The sequence below is a fragment of the Microcoleus sp. S13_C3 genome (assembly GCF_036700905.1).
Classification (GTDB): domain Bacteria; phylum Cyanobacteriota; class Cyanobacteriia; order Cyanobacteriales; family Microcoleaceae; genus Microcoleus.
In genome coordinates this window covers 20,696-35,769 of the sequence record NZ_JAUBPT010000076.1, presented here as the reverse complement: position 1 = coordinate 35,769, position 15,074 = coordinate 20,696, and the positions used below count along the sequence as shown (strand labels likewise).

The 15,074-nt window shown below is 45.2% G+C and carries 16 protein-coding genes; 6 read left to right on the top strand and 10 right to left on the bottom strand.

Annotated features, from left to right (window positions below):
* Window positions 1-174 precede the first annotated feature (174 nt).
* The 5 genes from msrB to speB form a co-directional block, all read right to left on the bottom strand.
* Window positions 175-573, bottom strand: coding sequence for a peptide-methionine (R)-S-oxide reductase MsrB (msrB, locus tag QUA16_RS20645; protein WP_333105396.1), 399 nt, complete (start codon window positions 571-573; stop codon window positions 175-177).
* A 179-nt stretch (window positions 574-752) separates the two neighbouring features.
* Window positions 753-2,573: a molybdate ABC transporter permease subunit gene (gene modB / locus QUA16_RS20640; RefSeq protein WP_333105395.1), complete on the bottom strand. Its 1,821-nt coding sequence runs from the start codon at window positions 2,571-2,573 to the stop codon at window positions 753-755.
* Between the two features lie 306 nt (window positions 2,574-2,879).
* The gene (gene modA, locus QUA16_RS20635; protein ID WP_333105394.1) at window positions 2,880-3,680 is read right to left on the bottom strand and encodes a molybdate ABC transporter substrate-binding protein; all 801 of its coding nucleotides are present in this window, start codon (window positions 3,678-3,680) and stop codon (window positions 2,880-2,882) included.
* A gap of 134 nt (window positions 3,681-3,814) precedes the next feature.
* Window positions 3,815-4,372, bottom strand: a complete 558-nt coding sequence (locus QUA16_RS20630) for a thioredoxin family protein (RefSeq protein ID WP_333105392.1) — start codon at window positions 4,370-4,372, stop codon at window positions 3,815-3,817.
* A gap of 133 nt (window positions 4,373-4,505) precedes the next feature.
* Complete coding sequence (gene speB, locus QUA16_RS20625) at window positions 4,506-5,435, bottom strand: agmatinase (protein WP_333105390.1); 930 nt, start codon at window positions 5,433-5,435, stop codon at window positions 4,506-4,508.
* A gap of 210 nt (window positions 5,436-5,645) precedes the next feature.
* On the opposite strand from speB, the gene QUA16_RS20620 reads away from it, so the two are divergent.
* A complete protein-coding gene (locus tag QUA16_RS20620; protein ID WP_333105389.1) occupies window positions 5,646-6,560 on the top strand; it encodes an alpha/beta fold hydrolase in 915 nt (304 codons plus the stop codon).
* Window positions 6,561-6,706: 146 nt separating this feature from the next.
* Here QUA16_RS20620 and QUA16_RS20615 read toward each other — a convergent pair whose 3' ends face one another.
* Entirely contained in the window at window positions 6,707-7,822 is a 1,116-nt protein-coding gene (locus QUA16_RS20615; RefSeq protein ID WP_333105388.1) for a M10 family metallopeptidase C-terminal domain-containing protein, read from the bottom strand.
* A gap of 158 nt (window positions 7,823-7,980) precedes the next feature.
* Window positions 7,981-8,451: a hypothetical protein gene (locus tag QUA16_RS20610; RefSeq protein ID WP_333181314.1), complete on the bottom strand. Its 471-nt coding sequence runs from the start codon at window positions 8,449-8,451 to the stop codon at window positions 7,981-7,983.
* Between the two features lies 1 nt (window position 8,452).
* Between QUA16_RS20610 and QUA16_RS20605 the strand changes: the two genes are divergently transcribed.
* From QUA16_RS20605 to QUA16_RS36995, 4 genes are all read left to right on the top strand, one after another.
* A complete protein-coding gene (locus QUA16_RS20605; RefSeq protein WP_333181313.1) occupies window positions 8,453-8,701 on the top strand; it encodes a hypothetical protein in 249 nt (82 codons plus the stop codon).
* A 22-nt stretch (window positions 8,702-8,723) separates the two neighbouring features.
* A complete protein-coding gene (locus QUA16_RS20600; RefSeq protein ID WP_333068726.1) occupies window positions 8,724-9,407 on the top strand; it encodes a response regulator transcription factor in 684 nt (227 codons plus the stop codon).
* 2 nt (window positions 9,408-9,409) lie between these two features.
* Window positions 9,410-10,957, top strand: a complete 1,548-nt coding sequence (locus QUA16_RS20595) for an ATP-binding protein (RefSeq protein WP_333105384.1) — start codon at window positions 9,410-9,412, stop codon at window positions 10,955-10,957.
* 94 nt (window positions 10,958-11,051) lie between these two features.
* Window positions 11,052-11,138: a hypothetical protein gene (locus QUA16_RS36995; protein WP_445252186.1), complete on the top strand. Its 87-nt coding sequence runs from the start codon at window positions 11,052-11,054 to the stop codon at window positions 11,136-11,138.
* 14 nt (window positions 11,139-11,152) lie between these two features.
* Here the strand turns inward: QUA16_RS36995 and QUA16_RS20590 are convergent, their stop codons facing one another.
* Complete coding sequence (locus QUA16_RS20590) at window positions 11,153-11,581, bottom strand: DUF202 domain-containing protein (RefSeq protein WP_333105383.1); 429 nt, start codon at window positions 11,579-11,581, stop codon at window positions 11,153-11,155.
* A 344-nt stretch (window positions 11,582-11,925) separates the two neighbouring features.
* Here QUA16_RS20590 and QUA16_RS20585 point away from each other — a divergent pair, with 344 nt between their 5' ends.
* On the top strand, window positions 11,926-12,825 hold the full coding sequence (locus tag QUA16_RS20585) for an FkbM family methyltransferase (RefSeq protein WP_333105382.1): 900 nt from the start codon (window positions 11,926-11,928) through the stop codon (window positions 12,823-12,825).
* Window positions 12,826-13,092: 267 nt separating this feature from the next.
* Here the strand turns inward: QUA16_RS20585 and QUA16_RS20580 are convergent, their stop codons facing one another.
* Both QUA16_RS20580 and QUA16_RS20575 read right to left on the bottom strand, forming a co-directional pair.
* Window positions 13,093-14,508, bottom strand: a complete 1,416-nt coding sequence (locus QUA16_RS20580; protein WP_333105381.1) for an LCP family protein — start codon at window positions 14,506-14,508, stop codon at window positions 13,093-13,095.
* A gap of 105 nt (window positions 14,509-14,613) precedes the next feature.
* Complete coding sequence (locus tag QUA16_RS20575) at window positions 14,614-14,988, bottom strand: hypothetical protein (protein WP_172192965.1); 375 nt, start codon at window positions 14,986-14,988, stop codon at window positions 14,614-14,616.
* Between the last annotated feature and the right edge of the window lie 86 nt (window positions 14,989-15,074).

Genomic DNA, 15,074 nt, shown 5'->3' with positions numbered 1-15,074 from the left:
ACAACCGGATTGATTTTTTCTGAGTGAATGCTAGGTGAACAGGCAAGATGCCTGTTCCACAACCGGATTGATTTTTTCTGAGTGAATGCTAGGTGAACAGGCAAGATGCCTGTTCCACAACCGGATTGATTTTTTGTGGGGAGTAGGGGTTGGACACGCGAGCCCCTAAAAGAATCAATCCTTGGGGACGAAATTAAGAGCAGCAGAATTCATGCAGTAACGCTGACCGGTAGGTTTCGGCCCGTCGTTAAATACGTGACCGAGATGAGCGTCGCAAACAGCGCACAGTACCTCTGTTCGGCGCATGAACAAGGTGTTATCGGACTCACACTTGACATTTTCTTCGCTAATGGGAGCGTAGAAACTCGGCCAACCGGTACCGGAATCGAACTTTGTTTCAGATTTAAATAGCTCAGTGCCGCAGCAAATACACTTATAAAGTCCGGTTTTTTTGTTGTCGTGATATTCGCCACTAAAAGCTCTTTCCGTTCCTTTTTTGCGGGTGACTTTAAACTGTTCTGGCGTGAGTTGTCGTTGCCATTCGGCGTCGGTTTTTTGAACTTTTTCAGTCATGATTTGATGTTGTTAATTGTTGACTGTTGACTGTTGACTGTTGACTGTTGACTGTTGACTGTTGACTGTTGACTGTATATAGCAACCACTAAGGTAGTTAAGACGTTATTAATTGCTAAAACCCTTGATTTTATTGCATTTTCACATCTATCTTTTTCCTTCGGCTATAGCTAGTTAACTCAGGCTTCCATTAATATTAACCTAATTGGCTCGATATGAACATACCAGGGAAAAGGATTGTCCTTAATAGCCCTCCACTTTTCCTTGAAAACTTCGGCTTGCAAGTGATAATCTTGGGAATCATTGGGAGGCGAGTGCAATTTGAGATATAATGTCACCCGGTGCGGAGTTTCCACAGTCGAGGCGATCCAACAAGCAAAAGTATTTTCACGATCGCACCCGCTAACAAAACTCAGTTGATGAGCCCGAATTCCCACAGAAACTAGAGATTTGGGAATTGGTTCGACTACAGTCAGAGTACAGCCCCAGTCGATCGCCTCGACGAGTGTTTCTGCGATCGGTTTAGCGGCAGAGAAGTTCTTACAGCCAGTCAACTGGGCGACGGTGAAGTTGCGCGGGCGATCGAAAATGTTCTCTTTGGTATCAAAGGCGATCGGCCTTCCCTCGGCCAATACCAACAGATTTTTGCACACCCGGTAAACTTCCTCTAAATTGTGGCTGACAAACAAAGTAATTCCCCGATAATTAGCCAGAGTCTGCATTAACTCCCGTTCCAGTTGACTGCGTAAGTGAGTATCCAAAGCAGAAAACGGTTCGTCTAACAGCAGCAATTCTGGAGAAGGGGCGATCGCCCTTGCCAAAGCCACCCGCTGCTGTTGGCCTCCTGAAAGTTCGTGCGGGTAGCGGTTTTCCAGCCCCGACATTTTCACCGAAATTAGCTGTTCTTTTACCCGAAGTTCTTGCTCGCTTTCAGATAAATGCTGCAAGCCAAACGCAATATTTTGAGCAACAGTCAGGTGAGGAAATAAAGCATAGTTTTGAAACAAAAAACCGATGCGGCGGTCTTTAGAAGGTACATTAATGCCCTGTGCTGAGTCAAATAAAACCCTGCCATTGACTGCAATTTTACCGCTCATTGGAGTTTCCAAACCAGCGATGCAGCGCAGAGTCATGCTTTTGCCGGAACCCGACGCCCCCAAAATTCCCAGCACTTCCGGGCCGATATCGAAGCCGACATCCAAGGCAAAGCTGGAGAGAGGTTTAAAAATGTTTAAACAAAGTCCGCTTTCCGGTTGTTTTGTTGTGGACTTTGTGGTAAAATAAGAGGCAGCTTTTGGAAAATTATATTCCCGTTTTTGGCTCGAATTCGGTTTGGGCGATCTCTGTTGTAAATCATTCCAAAAATTAACAGCAGTTAGCACGCTCAAAGAAATACTAAGAATAATCAAAACCCAAATAGCAGCTTGCCTCATATCCCCAGCTTCCACAGCAAAATAAATTGCCATCGGGATAGTTTGAGTTTGTCCGGGAATATTCCCCGCTAACATCAACGTCGCGCCGAATTCACCCAAAGCGCGAGCAAATGCGAGAATAGTTCCTGCTAAAATTCCCGGCCATGCTAGCGGCAACATAATGCGCCAAAAGACTTGCCACTCCGATGCTCCCAAAGTGCGGGCTGCATTGAGAAGATTCACATCAATTTGCTCAAAAGCTCCCAAAGCAGTTTTGTACATGAGGGGAAATGATACAACGGTGGCAGTAATGACGGCCGCTTGCCAAGTGAAAATTATAGTTAAGTCGAATTGTAGCAAAAATTGACCGATCGCCCCATTTCTCCCAAACAGCAGCAGCAGCAAAAATCCCACTACTGTCGGTGGCAAAACTAAGGGAGAAATTAAAACGCCTTCAATCAAAGCTTTACCTCTGATGCGAGTTGAAAGCATCCACCGGGCGGCAGCTATGCCCATAAAAAAGGTGATAAATGTCGCAATAGCGGAGGATTTTAGAGATATCCAGAGGGGAGAAATATCAAATTCCATAAATCGTAGGGACGGGTTTCACCAACAATAATTGCCTCAAAGAAATAATTTCCTAAACCCCCCCACACACAGATAAATCAAAATGTATAATTTGGGGATTCGCTCGTAGGGGCGGGTTTTACCAACAATTTGGGGCTAATACCAATAATCTCGTAAACCCGCCCCCACCCAACGGAAAATCGAAATGTACCTCTTTGAATACACAAGGTTATCTGTTGTGTGGGGGCGGGTTTATATAGATTGTTGGCGCGAATTAGATATTGTTGGTAAAACCCGCCCCTACAAAATTTGGTTGTATGAGACTGGTTATCCAACTATCCCAAATCCGTATTTCTGAAATACTATTTTAGCCCGATCGCCCCCCAAGAAGTCAACAAACGCTTTCGCAGCAGCCGGATTGCGGCTGTTTCTGATAACTGCCAGCGGATAAACAATGGGCGAATGCAAATTTTCGGCAGCCGTTAGCCGCACAGTTACTTTGTCGGAGGCTGTGGCGTCAGTCGCATAAACTATACCAGCATCAACGTTACCGCTTTCGACGAATGTCAGCACTTGGCGGACGTTATTTCCTAGCACTAATTTGGGCTGTATTTTCCCCCACAATCCAAGCTTAGTTAGCATTTCCTGAGCGTATTTGCCCACAGGTACGCTCTTGGGTTCGCCGATCGCAATTTTCTTGATTCTGGGCTCTGTCAACTGTTTGAAATCGCTCAAAGTAACACCGTTTTTGGGAGTAATCAAAACTAGGCGATTTGTTAGCAAATTGCGGCGCGTGTCGTTAATTAACAGGTTAGATTGCTGCAAATCGTTCATTTGTTTTGTAGCGGCGCTGAAAAATACATCTACCGGGGCTCCTTGCTGAATTTGCTGTGCGAGGGGGCCGGAAGCACCGAAATTATAAGTAATAGTAACGTTGGGATTTATTTGCTGATAAACTGTTTTGAGTTCTTGTAAAGCTGGTGAGAGGCTGATAGCAGCGGATAGGGTTAAGGACGTTTGCTGCTGTGCTGTTGTTGGGGAAACGCTTTTAAATAAGTTCCAAGCAATCAGCAGTGTCAGCGCTACAGCGGCTGCGACGATCGAGTTGAAAATGCGTTTTCTTTCCACAAGTCTGTATTATAATTTGCCCTAGGGCGATCTACACTATCTGTAGTAGTAAGGTGCGCCGCGCACACCTTACAAGTAGATGCTGTTTGTCCAGGATTATCATCTTCTAATGACTGATGACTGGTGACTAATGACTACGATCGCCATTTGACGGAACAGCCTATCGCCTCTGTAGTTGAAGGCTCGACGGGTTGGCTGTTGAGCAATTGGTCGATCGCACTCCGCAGATAAGAAACCTGCACCGCCGCCGGATCGTCAGCGTTGTCGTCAATTAAACCTTTATAGCGCAGTTTGCCGTCTTGGTCTAACAAAAAAACCTCCGGCGTTTTAGAAGCCCCAAAACTTTCAGCCACATCTTGAGCAACATCCCGGATGTACGGGAAGTTGAGTTGATTGTTGGCGGCAAAAATTTTCATATTCTCAAAACTGTCGTCGGGATACTGGTTTGCATCATTAGCATTAATCCCGATTAAAGTAACATCTCGATCTTGAAAATCTGCTTGAAGTTCTTTCATGCGATTGAGATACAACTGCACGTAAGGGCAATGATTGCACATAAATATGACCGCAATCGCCCGAAATTTTTCTAAATATCGAGCTAAATGGTGAACTTCTTCGTCAACTCCCGGCAATTCAAAATCGGGAGCGTAGCCGTTAATGGGAGTACCCGTTGTATCGATTAGTAAACTCATGTTTTCAGGAGGTGAAGAGCAGTATTTGCCAGCATGAAAGATGAAACTGTCAGCACGAATAAAATTGGCTGTTGTTTGGCTTTACCTTAATTCTAGCCTTGCCAACAGCCTATTGTGATTCGTACTTCACGATTTATTCCTCGTCTGGCTTTAGCCAACCTTGAGCCAGAGCTTGGTATCCAATAAGTTTGTATGCTAATTTGGCGGCGGTAAATTCTGAGACTACAGAATCTACAATAGGTGCTAATTCCATAATGTCACACCCGATTACTTCGTAGGACTCGAAGATGCGACGCAAAAATCCGGTGAGGGAATACCAATTTAACCCGCCCGGTTCGGGTGTTCCCACCCCTGGAATTAACGTCGGATCGATGCCGTCTAAGTCGATCGTCAAAAATACTCGCTTAGTTGTTATGCTGGCAATTGCCCGATCTGCCCAATCCGGTTGAGTAGCGATTTCTCTGGCTCGAATCACGTTTAGCTGTTTTGCTTTAATCAAGTCGGCTTCTTCCTTGCAGATAGCGCGAATCCCAATTTGCAGTGTCGGTAAGCCCATATCGACAACACGCCGCATCACGCAGGCGTGGTTGTGAATCGAGCCTTCGTATTCGTGCCGCAAGTCGCCGTGGGCGTCGATTTGCACGACTGTGAAAGGTTCATCCGGGTATGCTTGGCGATAACCTTCGACAACGCCTGCAGTGATGCTGTGTTCGCCTCCGAGGGAGATCACAAATTTATTTTCGGTAACTAGCTGGTAGACTGCTGCTTGGGTGACTTGCAGCATTTCTGAGGATGAAACTGGTTGGCGGTTGCGGGTATCGGCGATCGGCTCTTGTGTATAAATTCCGACATCGTAGCAAACTTCGGAATCCAATTCTTCGTCGTAGCACTCGAGTTGATGAGAAGCTTCTAGAAGTTTGGCCGGCCCGTTTTCGCACCCCCGGCGGTAAGTGGTGGTAGCTTCGTAGGGAATTGGTAAGATTACTACTTTGGCGGTGTCGTAGTCTGGTACAATTTCTGACCCCAGAAACGGTACGACAGCAGTGGAAACGATCGTTGGCATAAGGGAAATTTTAATACAGCAAAGAAGTCAGCAGGTTTAATCGTGACATAATATCGGCTCTAACTGCAAAGTAGTCAGTTGGCAGTTGGCAGTTGGCAGTTGGCAGTTGGCAGTGTTGACAATGCCCTATGCCCCATGCCCTATGCCCCATGCCCTATGCCCTATGCCCCATGCCCAATCTAAAATCTAAAATCTAAAATCTAAAATCGTATGACATCTTCTACTCCCACTTCGTCAACTGCTGTTGCACCTCAAACTTGGCTGTGGAAAGGCTTTCCGATTTGCTATCAGGCTGCGGGTTCCCAGGGGCCTGCGGTGGTGTTTGTCCACGGTTTTGGTGCGTCTTGGGGCCACTGGCGCAAGAATTTGCCGGCGCTGGCTGCTGATTGCCGCTGTTATGCGATCGACCTCATCGGTTTTGGCGGTTCTGCTAAACCCGCGCCCAAGCTTGAAATTGACTATACTTTTGAAACTTGGGGACAGCTAATTGCTGATTTTTGTCGGGAAGTTGCGGGCGGGCCGGCTTTTTTGGTGGGAAATTCGATCGGCTGTGTGGCAATTATGCAAGCAGCAGTGGATTTTCCCGATATTGCTTCTGGCGTAATTTTACTCAATTGTTCCCTGCGCTTGCTGCACGATCGCAAACGCGCCGAATTGCCTTGGTATCGCAGTTTTGGAGCGCCCGTTGCACAAAAAGTTTTAAATGTCAAGTGGATAAGTCAATTATTTTTTAAACAATTAGCAACGCCAAAAACAGTAAAAAAAGTGCTTTTGCAAGCTTATCACCGTCCTGAAGCTGTCAGCGACGAGCTGGTAAATATGCTGCTGGAACCTGCTAAAGACAGCGGCGCAGTCGAAGTATTTGTGGCATTTATCAGTTATTCTCAAGGCCCGCTACCGGAGGATTTGTTGCCTCGTTTAAGCTGTCCGGCTTTGATTTTGTGGGGTACGGATGACCCTTGGGAGCCGATCGCATTGGGGCGAGAATTGGCAAAGTTTCCGGCTGTTGAAAAGTTTATTCCTTTGGAGGGAGTGGGCCATTGTCCCCAGGATGAAGCGCCGGAATTGGTCAATCCTATTTTACTCGATTGGATTAAAGGGCGATCGGCGTTTGCAGAAAATTAGCGATTTTACTTATTTTACTCGTTACCAGGCTCCAGCCTGGTAACGCTGATCGGGAGGAAGAGCCTCCATTTCCTTCCCAAGCGAGGCAGAGCCTCTAGATATGGGTTCCCAGGCTGGAGCCTGGGAACCAGTTAAAACTTGATAGTTCAAACAAACAGGAAACTATCAGGAGTAAAGCCACCTTGAATTACAGCTATTTGGTCAGATGTACCAGCCAAATTGATGGAGTTACCAACAATATTGTAGTCAGAGAGACTCCCACGTAACTGAATGCGATCGATTCCTTGTTGGAAATCCTGAATCAGTGCCACTCCTGTTCCCTGATAGTATGTCTTGGTAGCATCACCGAGAACAAAAATATCTCTACCTCGACCGCCAATCAGCACATCCGTATCATTGCTTCCCGGTGTAGCACTCAATGGATTGACTCCAATTAGCGTATCGTTGCCGCGCAAACCAGAGAGTGTATCGTTACCATCTCCCCCTACTAAAGAATTGTTTTGGATGTTTCCGGTAAGGACATCTACATTCGGAGTTCCTGTGACATTAACGAAATTCTCAACAGTCAAGTTCAGAGTGCCGATACCGGGTAAATTGTTAACCGCCAAACGATTCTGCGACAAATCTACATTAATAGAAGCTGTGCCGCTACCTGTAGAAGCATCGATCGTATTAATCTGTCCTAAAGGAGCAATTATTTGTTCTATATTTTGCAGGGTATCTGTACCTGCTACGCCTTTATCTACAATACCTTTAGCCTCAATGGTAATGCCGCTGCCCAGGGAAAGATAGCTAATTGTATCCGTGCCTAATCCTCCAATGATGCTATCAGTGCCGCTACTACCTAGGATGAAGTTATCTAAACTATCTCCGGTAATATTGTCGTTTCCTGCTGTGGTGCTAATACTGTTAGCTGGCGGAGGGGGTGGAGTTTGGTTTTGGGGAGGTAAAGCAGAATTCGTAAGTTGTGCGCCTTGATTTTGGGGAGGAGGATTGCCACCCGGTGCGCCTTGGTTTTGAGGAGGTGGATTGCCCGGTGCGCCTTGGTTTTGAGGAGGTTGGTTGCCCGCTGCGCCTTGATTTTGAGGGGGATTGCCCGATGCGCCTTGATTTTGGGGAGGTTGGTTGCCCGGTTCGCCTTGATTTTGGGGAGGAGGATTGCCCGGTGCGCCTTGATTTTGGGGAGGTTGGTTGCCCGCTGCGCCTTGGTTTTGAGGAGGATTGCCCGGTGCATTGATTGAATTAGGAAATAGTGCTGGCATGATGTAATTACCTGGATTAGTTTTCTAAGTTTGAATCAGTTGTCAGGCTAAAGAAATGAATTCTCGATCGCCCTTTGAGTTAGTCGCTACAATCATTAAGCTGGTTGAATATGACATTTATCCCTGTCCTAGGATTACAGTTTTGTAATGTGGAGAAATTAGCGTTTTTCCGAATTTTGAGGTAAATTACGATCGCCGGGTGGACGCGGTGGAATGCCCAAAATTTTAATCAACTCTGCTTCGGTGACTCCCAACTTTTTCGCTGCACCGGGAATATCTAAAGGAGGAGGGGGCGGTGGGTTGGGCGGGCGATTATTTTCACTTGGTGGTTCTGGCGGTTTGGCGGGTAGTCCCAAAGCTTCGATTAACTCGGCTTCGGTGACTCCTAATTGTTTGGCAGCAGCGGCAAAATCTATACGGGGCGGATGTCTGCGCTCTTGATTGGGTTCGGGCTGGCTCTGGGCTAGTACAGTATTAGAACTGAGATATTTCACCTCTGGCAGCAACAGGCAAGATGCCTGTTCCACAAAGAGTAAATTTTCTTGTGGAACCGGTATCTTGCCCGTTCTTGAGGGCAACAGGCAAGATGCCTGTTCCACAAAGAGTAAATTTTCTTGTGAAACGGGCATCTTGCCCGTTCTTGAAAATGGTGCAATATATGAGTTAGAACTAGCTGTAGTCCGATCGGGAAAAGTCAAGCTGCTAAACCCCAGCAGCAAAGCTGTAGCAGGTAATGCGAGTAGTGAAGCAATTTTCATGATAGTTACGATCGCCAATCCCAAAATGTTGACAGCTAAATTAAACTCCCCAAACATGACTGGGAACACTGCGGATGGATTACAGTTTTGTAATTTAAGTAAATCCCTGATGGCGGTATAATCGCAACCGAATAGGTAAATCTATGAATGTTCTATACGTTGAAGATGAAGAAAAAATCGCCAATTTTGTTTGTATGGGCTTGAAAGAACAAGGCTTTGTTGTGGATTATTGCGATAATGGCAATGATGGCTACGATCGGGCGATGGATAATGAGTACGATGCGATCGTCCTGGATATTGTTTTGCCTGGAAAAGATGGATTATCTATTCTCAAACATCTGCGAAAGGCTGGACGTAACGTACCTGTGATTTTATTAACTGCTCGCAATGAACTGGACGATCGCATTGAAGGGTTACACCTCGGTGCTGATGATTACTTGGCTAAACCGTTTTTTGTTGAGGAGTTAGTTGCTCGGATTTATGCTGTAGTGCGGCGTGCTTCGGGTGGTGGGCAAAATATTCTCAGCGTTGGCCCAGTTAAGCTCGATCGCATTTTGCGAGAAGTTACTTGCGATCGCCATGCGGTAGAACTTACAAGCCGCGAATTTAATCTCTTGGAATATCTGATGCGATCGCCCGGTAGGGTACTCACCCGCACGCAAATCCTCGAACATATCTGGGGTTATGATTTTAATCCGAATACGAATGTAGTAGATGTATGTATTCAACGCATTCGCAAGAAAATTGAACCGATCGGCGGTACAGGATGGGTTGAGAGCGTGCGCGGCGTTGGCTATCGGTTTCGCAAACCAGATTCTCCCTCGTAAAAATGCAATCTTTTCGCTTTCGCATTGCTCTATCATCTGCTGTTCTAGCAAGTATTGCTCTCATTGGCTTTAGTATTGTTTCGTGGTGGTTGATTTACGATGCTAAGGTCAAGCGTCTTGATGCGGAAATCAAGAATCAGTTAATCCAATCTACCCGCCCGCAATCGACCCAATGGGGTGCTTATAGTGATTCTTTGCCCTCAGTTTTGGGCATGAATGATGGGGAAACAACCGTGGGTTTGTTGGTGACTGATAGAGATGGTAATTTGCTCTATCGATCGAGCCAGTGGCAAGATGGAATTGATGCCAATTCACTATGGCGATCGTTGCCCCAACCGCCTCCCGATCCTGCCAGAATACCTTTTCAATTAGAACCTCCCCCTCCACCACCTCCACGCTATCCACCACCTCCTCATCGACCACATCCCGATCGCCCTGATTCATTCTCACCGATAGAAAGAAGACCCCCGCGCGATCGACCTCCTCAATTCGATCGACCGGATTTTCCTGGAGTTTTCAAAGCTAAACTAGCAACCCAGCGTACTAAGAATGCCGTTTGGCGTGTGGGCGCGATTCATTCTCCTCAGACTCAAATAGCGATCGCTGTTAACTTACAAGCGATCGATCGGGAAATGGCATCGATTCGCAATATCTTTCTAATTTCTATTCCTGTAGTGCTTTTACTCGTGGCCAGTGGAGCGTGGGTCATATCGCGGAGTATTCTATCTCCAATTGGGCGACTTACGATGGCAATTCGCAATGTCACCGTACAAGGGCTCGATCGGCGTGTCCCTGACGGCTCAACGGATATAGAATTTGTAGAATTAATTTTTGTGTTCAATCAGATGTTAGAACGTCTGGAGCGAAGTTTTAAACAAGCTTCTCGTTTTAGTGGAGATGCTGCCCACGAATTAAAGACTCCGCTGGCAATTTTGCAAGGGGAACTAGAACGGGCTTTGCATCAAGTTGAATCGGGTTCTGAGGTGCAGCAAACCCTGAGTAATTTATTGGATGAAGTGCGCCGTTTGAGTGAAATTACCCGCAAACTTCTCTTACTTTCTCTAGCCGATGCCGGACGTATGGGTTTACATTTGGTTGAGGTTAATCTGTCGGCTTTGCTATCGGAAATTGCCGAAGATATGGAACTGCTAGCACCGCATTTAGATGTGCAAATGGCAATTGCTCCTAATTTATATATCAAGGGCGATCGCGATTTGCTGCTGCAGGTTTTGCAAAATCTAGTTGGTAATGCGATTAAATATAATTTACCGAAGGGTTGGCTCAGGTTACAGGCTAACTGTCAGGGAAAAAGAGTAATTGTGAAAATTGTCAATAGTTCTCAGGATATTTCTTTGAGCGAGCGCGATCGCATTTTTGAGCGCTTCCATCGCGGTGACTCCACTGCGATCCAAAAAATCGAAGGATCGGGATTGGGGCTAAGTTTAGCAAGGGAAATCGCACGGGCTCACGGTGGCGATATCAAACTAGATGCTGCCATACTTGGTCAAACAGGGTTTATACTGAGTTTACCTGTGGGCGATCGCTATTAATTAATGGAACTTGAAAATTTTTAAGCCGCAACAAAGCTCAAACTTGCGATTTTAGCCAGTTTACTGGCACGATAGACTACCCCAATTCGATCGCCTGACCGATTTGCAGCTTTTGGAAAAAATCAAGACAATTGGGGACGCTTATATGGTAGCTGAACGAAGGAATAGGCACTTTAGCTAACCGATATGGTTAACTTAGAATTGAGAATTTTTAGGAGTTGAAGTGGGAGCTATATTTGGGCGATCGCGCCACAGCAACAACGGAATAGTTAATGTTCCTAAAATCATCACAGTTGCAGTCATAATCCAAACTAGCACACGATTTGGGCGATAATCACCTCGCTCAATTTGCCAGAAAACTCGATTATAACGCCATGCTGCTAAGGCAATGACCGCAATCCCAAAAACGACCATACTCAGCCCTAATGTTTCCGAGTTGAAGAAGGGAGGGGAGGAAACTTCTTGCTGAGTCACTGTAGCTTGAAATTGACGGAGAAATAAACTGAACCGACTGATCGCCAACCCAAAACCAATTAAAGCGAGTGAAGTTCGTAACCATGCAAGAAACGTGCGTTCATTTGCTTGATGTTCCCGCTGTCGGTCTATTTTAGGATCCTTATTCATCAACCCTACCTTTATAAAATATCTTAAGCTTTACCTGGTAGATTATTGTTTCACTTGTGATTGCGGAGGGAAATATCGGTATTGCGATCGTGATTCATTATCACCAAAAAAGATAGTATCATAGGAATAGCGCCGAAACCGATTTTTTTTAGGAAAAGACTGTGTTATAGCCTTTAATCCCGGTAAAAAACCTTCCAGGCATCCGAGTGGGCAAGTCCTGATTCCTGACTGATGACTCCGACTAAAAAAAAAACCGGGTTTTTGGGTCAGAGATTTTCATCATTCCTTGAGATTTGCGATATAATCCTTATGACATTAAATTGAATAGCAATTTTTCTCCATAAATGAACCATCAACCCAGGAATATTTTTCTTGACTGGACCAGAAAATTCACCCAATTTGCATACCAACATCCACCTTTGGGTTATTTAGGGGAATTAACCCGTAAACTCTATCCTCAACCCACTCAACCCGTAGTTATTGATGATTTTGATCGCAATCTTTACTTTACTTGCGATCTCAAGAGTTATATTTGTAACGAAATCTTTTGGCGAGGTTTCTATTCCTATCATCAGTGCAATTTTTTAGATAATATTCTCAAACCGGAGATGGTTTTTATGGATGTGGGAGCCAATCACGGGGAATTTACTTGCTTCGCTGCTAAACGATTAACTTCTGGTTCTGTGATTGCCTTTGAACCTGTTAGTACAACTTTTGAAAAGTTATCCTCTAATGTTAAAATGAATCAATGGAATCACGTTCAACTCGTACAAAAAGGTTTGAGCGATCGAGTGGGTAAACTGCCTATCTACATCTCACGGGAAAAAGAAAAACATTATAATTTGCATAATGAAGGAGTAGCCACAATTTACCCCGATCAAAATTATACAGAATGTCTAGGAGAAATTGAGTTAACGACTTTAGATCGTTGGATGGAAGAAAATCCTCAAATCCAACGTCTAGATGTCATGAAAATCGATATTGAGGGGGCTGAATTAGATGCTTTAAAAGGCGGAGAAAAAACCCTGGCGAAATTTCGTCCCCTAATTTTAATGGAAATTAACCAGAAAACTATAAAAGCTGCGGGTTTTACCTCAAAATACTTACTAGACTATATGAATAATATGGGATATCACTATGAATTAATTTACCGAGATAGTCTGTATACAAAAGGTGGTCAAACCTTAAAAATTTCGGAAGATGAATTAAGTGAAATAGACGATTTAATCTTCTATCCTAAATGAATTGATGGTTAAGGTTTTTAGGAAAAGAGCAACCTTTGCCTTTGAATTTATGAGGGATAAAGCAGAAACAGGCAAGGGTGGAAATCACGGGATATGCTGTATATTATACCTGTCTTTTCTTTTGTTCAGTGATAACACTGATGATAAGATAGTGCTGGATCCCTACAAATACCAAATTAAAAAAGCGATCGCCTCCCTCTCTATCAACAGAAAATAAGAGGACACAGCAATGCTGTGTCCCTACAAATACTTCGCTTAAAGCCCCGTTTAAAAAGACTTAGCAGCACCGCCGGACTGAGCCTTTTTCTGCAACCAATCCTTACCCAATCTAATTGTCACGTCGGACTGCAAAGAACCGGTACTCTCAACCAGCACATCTCCAAAACCCAAAAACTGGCGAATCGCTTGAGCACCTTTAATATCGCCCTGTTGAGCTACTAGAGTAGTTACTTCCAGCGGTTCGGGCCAAGCTTTATAAACCTGAACATTCCGATAACCGGCTTGAGTCAAATTATTGACAAAAGCTTCAACCGCCGAGGGATCTCCGGTACTATCTTGAATCGCCACATTCAGAAAAGTCGAATCAGCATTCTCAATTGTCCAAGTATTTTGGCCGAAGTCAAAATGTTCCGCCACCATAGTTTCGATGGCATTTTGGTCGGGCAACCAAAAACTTGCCTTGTAGTCCTTAGCATCGCTAAATTTGCCGGGAACCATTAACATCTGCACGCCAGCGCGATCGGTTTGAGTAGCAAAACCAGCCAAAGCCACCAATTCTTCTATACTCAAATTGGTGTCAAGGTGAGACTGAATCACCGACAAAATCTTCGGTAGTCGAGACAGCAAACCTACATTAACTTCCTGTTCCACAAAAGCCCGCATCAACAATTGTTGGCGCTGCACCCGCCCGATGTCGCCCAAATCGTCGTGCCGGTAAAGCAAATATTGCACGATTTGTTCGCCGTTTAGTTTCTGCTTGCCAGCCTTTAAATCTATATATAAATGCTGGCTTTCATCGGTATACTTCATGTCTTTAGGGACATTAATAGTAATGCCACCCAGGGCATCTACCAAACTTTTTATGCCATGAATATTAACTGTGACGTAGCGGTCAATTCCCACACCGCCCAGGAGTCCGCTGACTGACTTCGCTGACGAAGCCGGGCCACCGTAGTAATTAGCTTCGTTGATTTTCACGACACCCCTGCCTTCAACATAGGTGCGGGTGTCTCGCGGAATGGAAAGCACGCTTAACTTTTTATTTTGGGGGTCAAACCTAACCAACAGCATGGTATCGGTTAACCCCTTAAAGGAGTTTTCCCAAACCTCGTGTCCGACATTTTTGTTGACACCTCCTTCGATGTCAGAGGTCAGAACTTTAAGTCCTAAAACTAAAATATTAACTGGGCGAGTCAGCTCCGGCATTTTCATGCTGAGCTTTGCCATGTCGCCTTGAGAAAACACTGCCGCTTCTTCAGGGCTCAACTTTTGTTGCTGAAGCGGCGTCGTAGAAAGGGAGACGGCTAGCAATGCTCCGGCTGTGGCTGAGAGCATGGCTACTCCAGCCAAACCAAAACCAAAACCCAGCCAGCGGCCTCGATGGGGCTGGGAAGCTTTTTTGGTTGCAGGTTGAGCAGTTGATTGTTGGATAGGGTCTTGATTAGGAATTTTTTGAGCTGGCACTGGCTTCCTCACACACAACAAAAATAAAAAAAGATAATGGCAATATGTAGTATCAAGCTGAAGACGCAATCAATCAATAGGGTAGGGGCTTAAAAGAACCCTAAATTATGATAAATGTTTGCCTACTACTTGCTCGGCTACCCGACTAATTCCGGGCAACCATAGCGGTTGACGCTTCCAGAGGCGAACCATCAGTCCCAGAGCAACGATGAAATAGCTGGTTGTTAGCAGGCTACTCATTAATAACATGGGAAGTGTCGGAGATTCCGCAGAAATCGCTCCAGCTTCTAAAAGAATATGTCCTAAGAGCCAACTAAAAGCAAGGGCAATTGCCAAGCGGCTGATGGCTTTGCGTTCGGGACTACCCTGACGGCGGTAAAGAGTCCACAGGGCGGGGAAAAAGCCGATGACTGGGATCATTAATACAAACAGACTGGCACGATCGAGTTCAGGATTTTCTAAGGGATCTGTATTTTTCATAATTCGCTACTCAAAATTTGCAGAAGGTCGGATTTTGCACAAAAGTTATTTGTTAGAGGGAAAATTAATATCCTAAACCAAAATTC